The organism is Bacteroides sp. RTP31139st1_H2_RTP31139_211217, from assembly GCF_040227615.1.
Lineage (GTDB): Bacteria > Bacteroidota > Bacteroidia > Bacteroidales > Bacteroidaceae > Bacteroides > Bacteroides uniformis.
In genome coordinates this window covers 1-14,056 of sequence record NZ_JBCNZM010000128.1, presented here as the reverse complement: position 1 = coordinate 14,056, position 14,056 = coordinate 1, and the positions used below count along the sequence as shown (strand labels likewise).

Genomic DNA, 14,056 nt, shown 5'->3' with positions numbered 1-14,056 from the left:
GGAAAGAAAGCGTCATCCCTTGAGGTTTCGATAATTATAGGTATCTTTGCCGGTCTTAATGGCTTTTATACAATGAAGAAACTAAAAAATACATAATATGGCAAAAGAAAAAATCATCCTTACGGGCGACCGCCCCACAGGACGCCTGCACATAGGACACTATGTAGGCTCATTGAGAAGAAGAGTGGAACTGCAAAACTCCGGCTTGTACGACAAGATTTTCATCTTCATCGCCGACGCACAAGCGCTGACGGACAATATGGAGAATCCGGAAAAGGTGCGCCAGAACGTCATCGAGGTGGCACTGGACTACCTGGCTTGCGGACTGGACCCGACGAAGAGTACCATCTTCATCCAATCCCAGATACCGGAACTCTGCGAACTGACCTTCTACTATATGGACCTGGTGACCGTGAGCCGCCTGCAACGCAACCCGACGGTAAAGACCGAAATCCAGATGCGTAATTTCGAGACAAGCATCCCCGTAGGTTTCTTCACCTACCCCATCAGCCAGGCAGCGGACATTACCGCCTTCCGCGCCACTACCGTGCCCGTGGGCGAAGACCAGGAGCCGATGATTGAACAAGCTCGTGAAATCGTACGCCGTTTCAACTATATATATGGTGAAACCCTCGTGGAACCGGAAATCCTGTTGCCCGACAATGCAGCCTGCCTGCGCCTGCCGGGAACGGACGGCAAAGCCAAGATGAGCAAGAGCCTCGGCAACTGTATCTATCTTTCGGACTCTGCCGACGAGGTGCAGAAGAAGGTGAAGAGCATGTATACCGACCCCGACCACCTGCGTGTGCAAGACCCCGGAAAATTGGAAGGCAACACCGTATTCACTTACCTGGATGCCTTTTGCCGTCCGGAACACTTCGGCCTTTATCTGCCCGAATATCCGAATCTGGACGAACTGAAAGCCCACTACCAACGTGGCGGTCTGGGCGACATGAAAGTGAAGAAGTTCCTCAACGAAATTATGCAGGAGACACTGGAGCCTATCCGCAACCGCCGCAAGGAGTTTGAAAAAGACATCCCCGCCATCTACGACATGCTGAAGAAAGGTTGCGAAACTGCCAGGGAAACCGCTGCCGCAACCTTGGACGATGTACGCAAGGCTATGAAGATAAACTACTTTGATGATGCGGAACTGATTGCAGAGCAAGTAAAGAAATTCGGCGGAGAATAAGGGATAGGAGATACGAGTTACAGAAGTTACGAGTTACAAGGAGCTACCTGTTACAAGTTACTGGTTACAAAAAATGAGGGGCATGCGTCATAATAACGCATGCCCCTTCTCATTTCTATAACTCGTAACTCCTTGTAGCTTGTAGCTCGTAGCTTTCTAATTGGCAGATTTCACCAATACCACACGGTTCAGAATCGGCTGTCCGAACTTATCGACACCACCACCGGCATCCACCTTCAGGCGGTCAGCAGGAATTCCGTATTGTTTTACCAATACATCGACCACGGCTTGTGCACGCTTCAAACTCAACTCTTTGTTGAATGCCGGCGTACCGGTTGCAGAGTCTGCATATCCGTTTACAGTGTAAGTGGCGTTCGGGAACTGTTTCATCTGGTCTGCCAGATAAGACAAGTTCATTGCTTCACGTGGAGAGACTTCGGCAGAACCGATATTGAAGAATACGGTACGCGGTGCTATATCCGGATCGGGAACAATCACTTCGGTTTCCGTAACTTCGGCCACCGGCTGGTTCTGTGCAGCCACCAATGCATTCTGCAGCTGCTGGTTGGCAGCTCCCATCTCTGCAAGCTGTGCCTGCATGGCAGCCAGCTCTACCTGAGAAATCAACTGAGGCATCGGGCGACGGAATCCACGGGCGGGGAAACGGTATGTCAACCCTACCGTTGCACTCAGCACGCCATCATATCCATGATCGCCGCCAACTTCGCCATCGAACTTATCTTCAACGCCCATTGCGCTCAGCTCCAGGTTAATATCTATCGCATTGGAAATACGGAAGCGATTGATGATACCCGCGTTTACAGACAGAGCTTCGCGGTGAGGCTTTGTGTAGTTGTGAGTGAAGCCAGCACCTACATAAGGAATGATTTCATACACACGGTGCTGGTTGTATCCTCCAAACAGCGCATTCAGATTGAACATCACATCTCCGTGCAGATTCATATAGTCGAAACGCTGTTTGTAGTAGCCGTCATCCATCTGAGTGCCTTTCACGTAGTCAGCACCTGCATCATACGTATATCCTCTTGCCTGAAGGCCGCTATATTGCAGACGTACTCCCAGTCCCGGGGTGAACCATTTGCCGATGGCAAAATTCAGCGTCGGACTGATACGCTTGCCAAAACTTCCTGCCTTATCATTATCTCCAAAAGTTGCTTCGGCACCACCGCCTATAGAGAAAAACCAATTACTCCAGAACGGATTAGTGATTACCTGATATTTATCCTGAACCTGGATAACACCAAATTCTTCCACAACTTCAGTCTTTTGCTGCGCCATGGCAACAGAAGACACACCAGCTAAAGCCAGTAACATTAGAATCTTTTTCATATACCTTAAAATAGTTAAGTGGTTAATTAAACTCTTTATCATTCAAACTGTCTAATTAACGCCAACAGAACTAAAAGGTTCTGAATATTTGTACTTTTTTTGCCTTGATGCAAAAGAAAGTACTCTTCCTTATTTGGAGAAAAGCTTTTCTATGTCGTCTTCTTTAATGGTCGCCAGCACCGTCTTTCCGTCCGGAGTATAATTCGGGGATGGGCATGCAAACAGATTGTCCACGAGATTGGACATTTCCTCGTTGCTCAGCACTTGTCCATAGACGATGGCCGCAGCACGTGCCAAGGTCGATGCAAGAATTGTCTGCACCTCTTCCTTAACGTCATTCCCTTTTTCCATAGCAGTATGTACCATATTCCGGACCAATTCTACCGGGTTCAACCCCTCTATGCCCGAAGGTATGCCGTTGATGGCATAGCTGCCGCCACCCAGCGGGCTCAAATCGAAGCCTACTGCCGACAAATCTTCCAATATACTTTCCAGTACGGCAGCTTCCGAAGCCGGCAACTGGATAATCTCCGGAAACAATACCCCCTGGGATACGCCTTGTTTCTGTCGAATCTGGCTCATATAGCGGTCGAACAATACCCGGACATGCGCCCGGTGCTGGTCTATCAGCATCAGACCCGATTTAACGGAAGTCAGAATAAAACGCCCCTTGAACTGGAAGTGTTGCGCTCCTTTCTCTACCGTTGCCTCATTGCCATAGAAAGAGGCGCTTGCCCCGGAAGGAACCGTTTCCTGGAAATAAGGAACCCTCTCCTCCTCTCTTGGAGCCGTACCGGTAACCGTATCCTCTACAAAAGGCTCTTCCTCCATCGGCTCGTTCATCCTGCTGGCTTTTTCCAAACCGGAATAAAGCCCCTCCCACTCCACTTTGGGGCGCGAATAATTGCCACCGCCTCCATAGGAAGAAGCGGAAGACGTCTTGAAGGGATTGAAATCCGTGTTATAGTGTACCTTCGGAGGCTCTATCGGACGAGCCTGCTCGAATGCAGGAATATCCGGCATGTCCTCGGTATCAAAATCGATAGTAGGTATAGCGCTAAACTTGCCTAAGGATTCCTTGACCGCAGCCGACAGAATCTGCCAGATAGCCTGCTCATTCTCGAACTTAATCTCCGTCTTCGTCGGATGGATGTTCACATCGATATTGGCAGGGTCTACCTCGAAATAAATAAAGTAGGAGATTTGCTCACCGGCAGGAATCAGCTGCTCATAAGCGTCCATCACCGCTTTGTGGAAATAGGGGTGACGCATATAACGCCCGTTCACAAAAAAGTATTGGTGCGCTCCTTTCTTGCGCGAGGTTTCCGGCTTGGCAACAAAACCGGAAATCTTTATCATCGTCGTATTGACGTCTACGGACAGCAACTGCTGATTCAGTTTCTTTCCGAAAACTGCCATGATGCGTTGCCGCAAAGGCATTACCGGAAGATTGAACAATTCCGTATCATTACTATACAGATAGAAGGCTACCTCAGGATGCACCAGCGCTATACGCTCGAATTCCGTAAGGATATTGCTCAACTCCGTAGAGTTGGCTTTCAGGAATTTACGCCGGGCAGGAATATTGAAGAATAGGTTCTTGATGGAAAAATTGCTTCCCTTAGGGCAGGAAACGGCTTCCTGGCCCTCGACTTTAGAGCCGGCAATCAACAGTCGCGTCCCCAGTTCCTCGCTGGCTGGGCGTGTTTTCAACTCCACTTCAGCTACCGCAGCAATGGAAGCCAACGCTTCTCCACGGAAGCCCATGGTGCGTAGGGCAAACAAATCGGCAGCTTCGCGTATCTTTGAAGTTGCATGGCGTTCAAAAGAAAGACGCGCATCCGTTTCGGACATCCCCTTTCCGTCATCAATCACCTGGATGCAGGTCTTGCCCGCATCGGTAATCAGCACATGTATTTCCTCTGCTTCGGCATCAATTGCATTTTCCACCAATTCCTTCACAACAGATGCCGGACGCTGAATCACCTCTCCGGCAGCAATCTGATTGGCAACCGAATCGGGCAGCAAATGAATGATATCGCTCATGATAATGTTTAATGATTAGAGATTAATGATTAATCATTATTAAATGATTCCGTTACTGATGGCATACCACAGATAAATCAGCACAGCTATGACAACAAGGATTATGCCCAAATGCATCGGCTTACGTCCGCTCTCCTTGCGCCGCTTCAAGTGAGTTGTTCCTTCTATGAATTTGCCCCGTATATCCTCGGGCGAGAATTCCTTTTCCGGCAGCATACCCAGGTCACGCTTGGCGTTTTCTTCCATCTTCGCCAACTTCTCTTTCCGCTCATCCACATAGATATAGCTATGATTGAAGCCACGAGGCTTCCGCATTGCAAACATTCCCATGACGCTACTTATTATTTCGTTTAATATGCATATTCCTTGGCGAAGTTACAGGTTTCCGGTCACTTTTCTTCAATACTTCACCTGCTTTTTTAGCCCTCCACTCGAAGATGTCCTCCTTGTTGAGCGGACGGATGTAGTCGAACCAAACAAAAGAAGGCAGCCTGCTCTTATCTGGTGGAATCTGGTCCAAAGGATAGGCTGTACCGGTAGTCTTTCCAACAAAGACTCCGCGCTCCATTCTTCTCTCCTTCAAGTACATTTTCAAAAGTCCACCTTCCGAATAGTTCATCATAATCAGCGAACTGTCCTTCTCCTCTACCGGATAATACACCACCAATACATTGCCGTTTACCTCCACCAGACGCATGTCTCCATCTATGAAGAAAGCTTTCATCTCCTTACCGGAAACTTGGTTATAGTGAATACTGTCCTTTTTCTCTACCGTCAGGGCCTGATTGATGATATGTGCCCAGTCGATGGTACTATCGTTCATGTAAATTTTAATTTCCTCGCCCAACAACTGTTGTTCCCCGTGCCACAAGATAGGGTCGGTGTACATCGTCATGCAAGAGTCCTTGGAATTATACACCAACGAATCGCATACGGCCTGCACATCCGTGCGATAAGCACGCACCTTATGATAGGCACGCATCTCCCGGTACATGGAATCGGTATTCATATGGTAGGTAATCAGCCGCAAAGTATCACCGTGCATAAACAGACTGTCGCCCTGCGAATAGTCGATAGCTACGGCACGTTTGGTGGCAACGGCGCTTCCGGTCAGTTCGTTGTAGAAACAATAGTCGCCAGTCAACATGTTCCGGTTGACCGTATCATTCATCTGTACATTGTCAAAAGCCTCGCCGTATCCCAAGATGCGGTCGTAGAAAAGGCTGTCACCGGTCAGTTTCTTGCCTTCGTTAGTCAGTACGGAACGGTCGAGCAGTTCTGCCTGCTCAGTAGTCGTATTGTACACGCCACGTTCGGAATAAATATGATTTTGGTCACTCACAATGTCGGAGGGGCCTAGAATGGTAGCAATCTTGGTAGCTGTACTATACTTCAAGGTATCCGAAGTCAAGACAAACTTCGGGTTGACCAGCTTCACGTCGTGGTTGAAGACAGCCAACTTGGTGGCAGGGCTATATTCTCCCCACTCGGAAGTCAGCACATTATCCTCGTCGGTCAGCGTACCGCCTTCGAAGTAATAACCCAAATCGTACAGACGGTCATAGTTCAAACTGTCGGTTGTCAGCACCGTATTACGATTTATCATACGTACATTCTCACGCAGCATGGCCAGCTGCGACATGCCGTCATAATACAGATAGTCTCCATAGATAAACAAGGTGTCACCCTGCTCCATACGCACATTGCCGAATGCCTCCACAGAATTTATCTTTTCGAATATCAGCGCACTATCACAGAACATGTACATACTGTCATGCTTCATCCTCACCGAACCGATGAGTACCTGCACATCAGGACGCAACTGTTTGTCTGCCTGCGCCTCATCTGCGTACAACAAATCGACGCGCGTCTTCTTCTTTTCCGACGTCTCCGTCTTTTTCTGTTCAATCGAGTCCACTTTCCTCTTCTCCGGTGCACCAGTACTCTTCTTTTTGTCCTGCGCACTCAGCAGACAGATGCCAAACAAGCATAGAATGCCTACCAGGAGGTATCTATGCTTGTTCAGGAAATGATTTTTTGTATTCTTCTTTTGCATACAAATCCATGTAAATCCTTCCGGATTATTCTTTGATCCAGCCCGGATACTTGAACGTACAGTTATTCTTCCAATTATCCTTGATACGGACATACGTGTGCTTCTGCTTCTCACGAATCCACTTGTCCAGCACTTCGTCGCGGCGTTTCTCCAACACAATCTCTTTCAAGTTCTGATAGTCATCGGCAATGGTAGCCTTGTGTCCCGTCGTACGGCTCTTCAGTTTCACAATCACACACTCTTCTTTTCCGGTCTTTTGCGGAATCATGGTGAAGGCTTCGGAGATTTCGCCCACTTTCATCTTATCCACCACCTTGGCTATTTCAGGGGGAAGTTCCTGCATCTCAAAACGGGAAGTGTTCGTATTGGGATTCGGCAACAAACCATGATTGTTACGCGTATCCTTATCCTGCGAAAGCACTGAGGCAGCCTCTTCAAAAGAGAACTTGTTATTGCGGATATCATCGGCAATAGAATCCAAACGGGCACAACCGGCAGCCAGAGCTTCTTCCGGAATATGCGGTTTCAACAGAATGTGGCGTGTTTTAATACGGTCACCGCGCTTCTCTATCAACTGAATGATATGGAAACCATATTCAGACTCTACAATCTTGGAAACCTTGCTGGGGTCTTGTAAGTTGAAAGCTACATTGGCATAAGCGGGGTCCAGCATACCGCGTCCCGAAAACTCTATTTCACCGCCACGCATGGCCGAGCCACGGTCCTCGGAGTACAGACGAGCCAACATGGAAAAGCTTTCGCCCTTATTGACACGGTCGGTATACTCACGCAGACGCCTCTTTACATCTTCTATTTCCTCCAAAGGAACCTTGGGCTGCTGAGTGATAATCTGCACCTCCACCTGGGTAGGGATATAAGGAATGCTGTCCTGCGGCAAATCCTTGAAGTAACGGCGCACCTCAGCCGGAGTTATCTTAATCTCACCCACCAGTTTCTGCTGCATCTTCTGAACTTTCAATCCTTCACGGGCATTCTCGCGCAGCGTTTCACGAATCTGGCTGGAAGTCTTATTGAAGTATTCCTCCATTTTCTCACGCGAACCGATGTTGGCGATATACATGTTCGTCATATAGTCCACACGCTGGATAACCTCACTCTCGGATACTTCGATACTGTCGAGGGCAGCCTGGTGAAGATACAGCTTCTGCACGGCTATCTCCTCCGGTATCACGCAATAAGGGTCACGGTCAAATTTGCGTCCTTCATACAATGCACTCATGCGTGCTTCTTCCACTTCGGACTTCAGTATAGCCTCGTCACCTACTACCCACACTACCTCGTCAATTACGTTGTCTTGTCCATAAACGGTAGAACCGACTAATAGCGTCAAGGCAAATAAAATTACAAACTTAAAGTTCATACACTGTTTCATTCTTGGTGTCTTATTCTAAATAATATTTAATCTTGTCTCTTTTCACCGCCCGTTGGTACAAATCATCCTTCACTTGCTTCATGAATTCCACCTGCTTCACGTTCAGCAGCATATCCTTCACTTGCCTACGGGCAAACTCATAGGGTTCCTGCTCTCCCACCGGGCGATAATCGCTCACATTCAGGAAATAATGGAAAGCCGTATCCTTCAGCTCTACATGGCGATTCTTGTCCAGATACTCGTCCACATTAGGAACCTTCAAGGGCAGCATATCCAGCACTTCCGATACCGGCACCCATTTATCATAAAAATACTCATACTTCACAGCATTCTGCAGACTGTACTTTTCCAGATGTTCCACCGCCTCACGGGTTTCCGTCTTGTACCAGCGACGAACATTGCCCAGCTGCGGGGCTGTCAAAGGAACTTTGATGAACAAGCCTTTCATCAACGGACGTTCCACCTTGAAGAGCGCCTGGTTCTTCTCGTAATACTCCGTCAAGTCTTGTTCTGAAATCTCCTCTGATAGCCGCTGATGTATTAAAGCCTGCTGATAGGTATGCATTATCAATGCTTTGCGATAATTCTCCACAAGTTTATCAATCTCACCGTTATTGGGAATATTGCTCTGCGCTTTATCGTACAGCAAAATATCTTCCACCCAATTACGGATATAATGTTCTGCAAACAACAGACTGTCGTCTTTGGACAAACCGGCAGGAAGTACCGATTGCAAATCTTCCCGGTAAAGGAAATTGCCGTCCAACTCCACTAACGGTGTCCACCCTTTATGGTCGTGCTGCTCGCTGCACGCCGCACAGAGAAGGAAAATTAAAAGCCCAAAGCAGGTTGTTCGCATCACCAACTGATATTTACTTCGTTTTGAGGTACGAAGATAGTGTTTTAATCGGTTGCATCAGTGATTATTAACGGTTTTTAAAACCTCTTGGTCAATTTCAACCTTACCGGCAGCACGCAACTTTGCCACCCAATGCGTTTCCAAATAGTTCCGATAAGCGGTTACGAGCGGCTCTCGCACCTCTTGCCAACTATCTGGTCCCTTCTGCTTACGACCTTGTACAGCAGTAAAGGGAAATGACAAAACCGGGGTTGCATTCTTCCCTTTGAACACCAATTCATCCACATATGCATTATCACCGGGAGCAAATAATCCTTGCTCTGCCCGCACCTTGGGAGTATCGCCGGCATTGAAAGTGAGACGGATGGCATCCATCCACTCCTCTTCCGGAATCTGTTTCAGAAATTTCCGTACTTGCTTCGCCACCCGCTTGGTAGTACAATGCAGCACAATACCCTTATAACGCGGTTCGTCCCAATGGAAGTCCGAACGGTGCGCCTCAAAATATGCTTTCAATCCCGCTTCATCCACCACACTCCTCTTTCCCACTTCACGGTCAGTGATTTCGGCAAGCAACATGCTGTCACGATGCCCCTGCACCAACGCACAGAATTCGGGATGCTTCAATTCCAGACGGGAGTTTTCATAGTCCAGAATCGTTTTTACTGTAAAAGCCTCCAACTGTCTGCGCGTCCCTGCCGGATAAACAGCGGCAAATCCGGCAAACTCTTTTCCACCGTATGCCTTGCCATCCAGTGTAAACAATACACGGGAAGTGCTTCCTTTGGCCAGCAGTTCGTCGATACCGGCTTTATCCGGCATATAGTGATATTCTTTCTTCAGTTTATCCACAAAAGCCCGCGTTCCTTTATCCATTCCATGACGACGGGTTTGACAACGGATTATCTTGTCCTTCATCCTCTCAAAAGGAAGGATTTCCTGCTGTTCGAGTACTTTCACGATATGAATGCCTTGAGGAGTGAGGAACGGACGGGAAATCTCTCCGGCATTCAACCCGAATACAATATCCTCAAACTCCACCGGCATCTGCAGCCAACCCACCCAAAACGCTTTCTTCTCATCGGAAAATTGCTCGACGCAAGCATCGAAAGACGGCACAGCTCCCCCTTCCTTTGCAAGAGCCCTGTAGATAGAATCCATCCTGGACTCCATCTCACGCAAGGTATGACCGGAAATATTCTGGGGAAGATATTTAAAAATATGCTTCACATATACCCGGCCCGCACGCCGGCCGGATTTCATCTTGTCATAATACTGCCGTGCCTCCTGCTCTGCCGTCTCCTCATCTGTCAAGTATGATTTAATCAGACAGCGGCGATACTCATCCTGCTCCTTCTGGAAGACACGGGAAGTATCCAATCCCGCAACTTCGGCAGCCTCTATTTTCAGCCTGAAGTCTATAAACTTATTCACATATGCATCCAATGCCTTCCGGCCTGCACCGACAGAGGTACCGCCCTTATTATAGCTACGTTCGAATTCAGAACGGAGGACCTCCTTTCCATTGATACGCATCAGTACCGGATCGTCCTGGGCCGAAACAGCCAATCCGAACCCGAGGAAGAAAAACACCCAAAACAATCTAACCATAAGCACCATCCGTTCTTTTTATACGGCTGCAAATATAAACAAAATGCCCGGAAAGCGGCAATCTCTCTCCGGGCATTCACTATTATTTTGTTATTATCTTACTCTGGACGGCTATAGTTCGGTGCCTCACTGGTTATAGATACATCATGCGGATGGCTTTCGAGTACACCTGCATTAGTAATGCGGGTAAACTTGGCATCGTGCAGTTTCTCTATATTGGCTGCACCGCAATAGCCCATACCGGCACGCAGACCGCCAACCAACTGATAAATCACTTCATACAAAGTACCTTTATAAGGAACGCGGGCAGCAATGCCCTCTGGAACCAATTTCTTCACGTCACTGGTACCGCTTTGGAAGTAGCGGTCCTTGGAACCATTTTCCATAGCTTCCAGCGACCCCATACCCCGATAGGACTTGAACTTACGACCGTTGAAAATAATCGTATCGCCCGGAGACTCTTCCGTTCCGGCAACCAGCGAACCGATCATCACGCTGTAACCACCGGCAGCCAACGCCTTCACTACGTCGCCCGAGTAACGCAAACCGCCATCGGCAATCAAAGGAATACCCGTGTCCTTCAGTGCCTTTGCCACATCATAAACCGCAGACAACTGAGGAACACCCACACCGGCAACTACACGGGTAGTGCAGATGGAACCCGGACCGATGCCCACCTTTACTCCATCAGCACCAGCCTCGACCAATGCCTTCGCAGCTTCACCGGTAGCAATATTACCAACAACAATATCAATATGAGGGAAGTTAGCCTTGGCTTCTTTCAATTTTTCAATAACCCCCTTGGAATGTCCGTGAGCCGTATCAATGACAATGGCATCCGCCCCTGCATCCACCAAAGCCCGCATGCGCTCCAAAGTGTCATTCGTCACTCCCACTCCGGCAGCAACGCGCAGACGACCTTTGCTATCCTTGCACGCCATAGGTTTATCCTTTGCCTTGGTAATATCCTTATAGGTAATCAGACCTACCAATTTGTTGTCTTTATCTACTACCGGCAACTTCTCGATTCTATGTTCTTGCAGAATTTGAGAAACAGCCTCCATATCCGTCGTAGGATTGGTAGTAATGATGTTCTCCTTAGTCATTACCTCATCGATACGCTTATTCATATCTTTCTCAAAACGAAGGTCACGATTGGTAACAATGCCTACCAAATATCTTTCATCATCTACCACCGGAATACCACCAATCTTGTATTCAGCCATCAAAGCCAGCGCATCAGCTACCGTAGAACCTCTCTTGATAGTCACCGGGTCATAAATCATACCGTTTTCAGCACGCTTCACAATAGCTACCTGACGTGCCTGCTCCTCAATGGACATATTCTTATGAATAACTCCGATACCACCTTCGCGGGCAATGGCAATAGCCATCTTCGCTTCGGTAACCGTATCCATGGCAGCAGTTACAAACGGGATTTTTAACTCAATGTTTCGTGAAAACTTAGTCGAGAGTTCGACTGTTTTAGGCAAGACTTCAGAATAAGCGGGGATTAACAGTACGTCGTCATAAGTTAATCCATCCATTACAATCTTATCAGCAATAAATGACATAGGGCTATGCGTTTAAAATTTATTGCGTGCAAATATACGGTTTTTATTCCATTCCGTATACTTGCACGCAACATTTTTTTCTTTTTTATCAACTAAAACCAATCAGTTTGCCATCTCTGAAATAAACTTGATGCGTACCAAACGTACCTCTTCTTCCGTAAAGTCATCACCCAACTCATCCAGAGCATCGTCAATCTTATCAGTGGTAGATTCCTTGAAATAATCATAGATATCCAGCAAGTGGTCTTCATCCATAATATCCTCCAAGAAATAGTCGATATTCAATTTCGTTCCGGAGTAGACGATAGCTTCTATCTCATCCAGCAGCTCTTCAAACTCAATGCCCTTTGACATGGCAATGTCATCCAATGCCACCTTACGATCAATGGCCTGAATGATGGCCACCTTCATTTTTGACTTATTGGCCACAGTACGCACACGCAAGTCCTCGGGACGTTCAATCTCATTCTCCTCACAGTGCCGCTTAATGAGTTTACAGAATTCCTCGCCGTAGCGTTTTGCCTTTCCGGCTCCTACACCCGGTATGTTCTGCAACTCGTCCAAAGTCACCGGATATATGGTCGCCATCGCTTCCAAAGATGGGTCTTGGAAAATGACATAAGGAGGAACTTCCAACTTCTTGGACAACTTCTTTCGTAAGTCCTTCAACATGGAGTACAATGCCGGGTCTACCGCACACGCACCGCCTCCACGTGCAGGTGCTTCCTCTTCCACATCCTCAAAGTCATTGTCTTCCACTATCTTGAATGATTTGGGATGTTTAAGGAACTTCCTACCGTCATCCGTCACTTTCAGCAAGCCATAGTTTTCGACATCCTTACTCAGATAACCGGCAATAAGCGCCTGACGGATCACAGCATTCCACGTTTTGTCTTCTTCGCCCATACCAGAGCCGAACACTTCAAGATCTTCGTGCAGATGCGCCTGCACCTCTGAAGTTTCCTTACCTTGTATTATGTCTATAATATAGTCCGCTTTAAAATTTTCTTTCACCGCGAGAATAGCTTCAATCACGGTACACAATAATTCTTGAGCTTCCACTTGTTTTTTCGGATTTAAACAGTTGTCACAATTACCACAATTTTCTTCCATATATTCTTCACCGAAGTAATGAAGCAACGCCTTTCGGCGGCATACGGAAGATTCGGCATACGCAGCAGTCTCCAGCAGAAGCTGCTTGCCAATTTCCTGCTCTGCTACAGGTTTGCCTTGCATAAACTTCTCGAGCTTCTGCAAGTCTTTATTGGTATAGAAAGTAATACACTGCCCTTCTCCTCCATCTCTTCCGGCACGTCCGGTCTCCTGGTAATATCCTTCCAGACTTTTGGGTATATCGTAATGGATGACATAGCGCACATCCGGTTTGTCAATCCCCATACCAAAAGCAATGGTAGCTACAATCACATCAATTTTTTCCATCAGGAAATCATCCTGGTTCTGTGTTCGTGTAGCCGAATCCATTCCGGCATGATAGGCACGGGCATTGATTCCGTTTGCCTGCAGGATTTCAGCAAGCTCCTCCACTTTCTTCCGGCTCAGGCAATAGATAATGCCTGACTTTTCGGGATTGTTCTTAATGAACTTGATGATGTCCCGGTCTACATTTGCAGTCTTGGGGCGTACCTCATAATAGAGATTCGGGCGGTTGAACGATGACTTGAACACCTGCGCATCCACCATACCCAGATTCTTCTGGATGTCATGCTGCACTTTCGGTGTAGCCGTCGCAGTCAACGCTATCAGAGGGGCTTTTCCTATTTCATTGATAATGGGACGGATGCGGCGATACTCAGGACGGAAGTCATGACCCCATTCAGAAATACAATGGGCTTCGTCCACGGCATAGAACGAAATCTTCACCGTTTTCAGAAACTCCACATTCTCTTCCTTCGTCAGTGATTCCGGAGCTACATACAACAGCTTTGTCTTACCACTGAGTATGTCGGACCGGACC

At 47.6% G+C, this 14,056-nt stretch carries 10 protein-coding genes; 1 reads left to right on the top strand and 9 read right to left on the bottom strand.

The features are described from left to right. Window positions 1-97 precede the first annotated feature (97 nt). On the top strand, window positions 98-1,192 hold the full coding sequence (trpS, locus tag ABUA47_RS17765) for a tryptophan--tRNA ligase (protein ID WP_005829577.1): 1,095 nt from the start codon (window positions 98-100) through the stop codon (window positions 1,190-1,192). Window positions 1,193-1,348: 156 nt separating this feature from the next. Here the strand turns inward: trpS and ABUA47_RS17760 are convergent, their stop codons facing one another. The 9 genes from ABUA47_RS17760 to ABUA47_RS17720 all read right to left on the bottom strand — a co-directional run. Next, window positions 1,349-2,542, bottom strand: a complete 1,194-nt coding sequence (locus tag ABUA47_RS17760; RefSeq protein ID WP_009037822.1) for an OmpA family protein — start codon at window positions 2,540-2,542, stop codon at window positions 1,349-1,351. Window positions 2,543-2,671: 129 nt separating this feature from the next. Continuing rightward, the gene (gene mutL, locus ABUA47_RS17755) at window positions 2,672-4,588 is read right to left on the bottom strand and encodes a DNA mismatch repair endonuclease MutL (RefSeq protein WP_005829573.1); all 1,917 of its coding nucleotides are present in this window, start codon (window positions 4,586-4,588) and stop codon (window positions 2,672-2,674) included. Window positions 4,589-4,627: 39 nt separating this feature from the next. Continuing rightward, window positions 4,628-4,918, bottom strand: coding sequence for a hypothetical protein (locus ABUA47_RS17750; RefSeq protein ID WP_005829571.1), 291 nt, complete (start codon window positions 4,916-4,918; stop codon window positions 4,628-4,630). Window positions 4,919-4,922: 4 nt separating this feature from the next. Beyond that, window positions 4,923-6,644, bottom strand: a complete 1,722-nt coding sequence (locus ABUA47_RS17745; protein WP_005829570.1) for an OstA-like protein — start codon at window positions 6,642-6,644, stop codon at window positions 4,923-4,925. Window positions 6,645-6,669: 25 nt separating this feature from the next. Continuing rightward, window positions 6,670-8,037, bottom strand: coding sequence for a peptidylprolyl isomerase (locus ABUA47_RS17740; protein WP_005829568.1), 1,368 nt, complete (start codon window positions 8,035-8,037; stop codon window positions 6,670-6,672). Window positions 8,038-8,047: 10 nt separating this feature from the next. Further along, window positions 8,048-8,896, bottom strand: coding sequence for a peptidylprolyl isomerase (locus ABUA47_RS17735; protein ID WP_005829565.1), 849 nt, complete (start codon window positions 8,894-8,896; stop codon window positions 8,048-8,050). Between the two features lie 57 nt (window positions 8,897-8,953). Further along, on the bottom strand, window positions 8,954-10,516 hold the full coding sequence (locus ABUA47_RS17730; protein ID WP_005829563.1) for a peptidylprolyl isomerase: 1,563 nt from the start codon (window positions 10,514-10,516) through the stop codon (window positions 8,954-8,956). An 89-nt stretch (window positions 10,517-10,605) separates the two neighbouring features. Beyond that, window positions 10,606-12,081, bottom strand: coding sequence for an IMP dehydrogenase (guaB, locus tag ABUA47_RS17725; RefSeq protein WP_009037818.1), 1,476 nt, complete (start codon window positions 12,079-12,081; stop codon window positions 10,606-10,608). A 102-nt stretch (window positions 12,082-12,183) separates the two neighbouring features. After that, window positions 12,184-14,056: RecQ family ATP-dependent DNA helicase (locus ABUA47_RS17720; RefSeq protein WP_349831839.1), on the bottom strand; the 1,873-nt coding region annotated here is incomplete at its 5' end.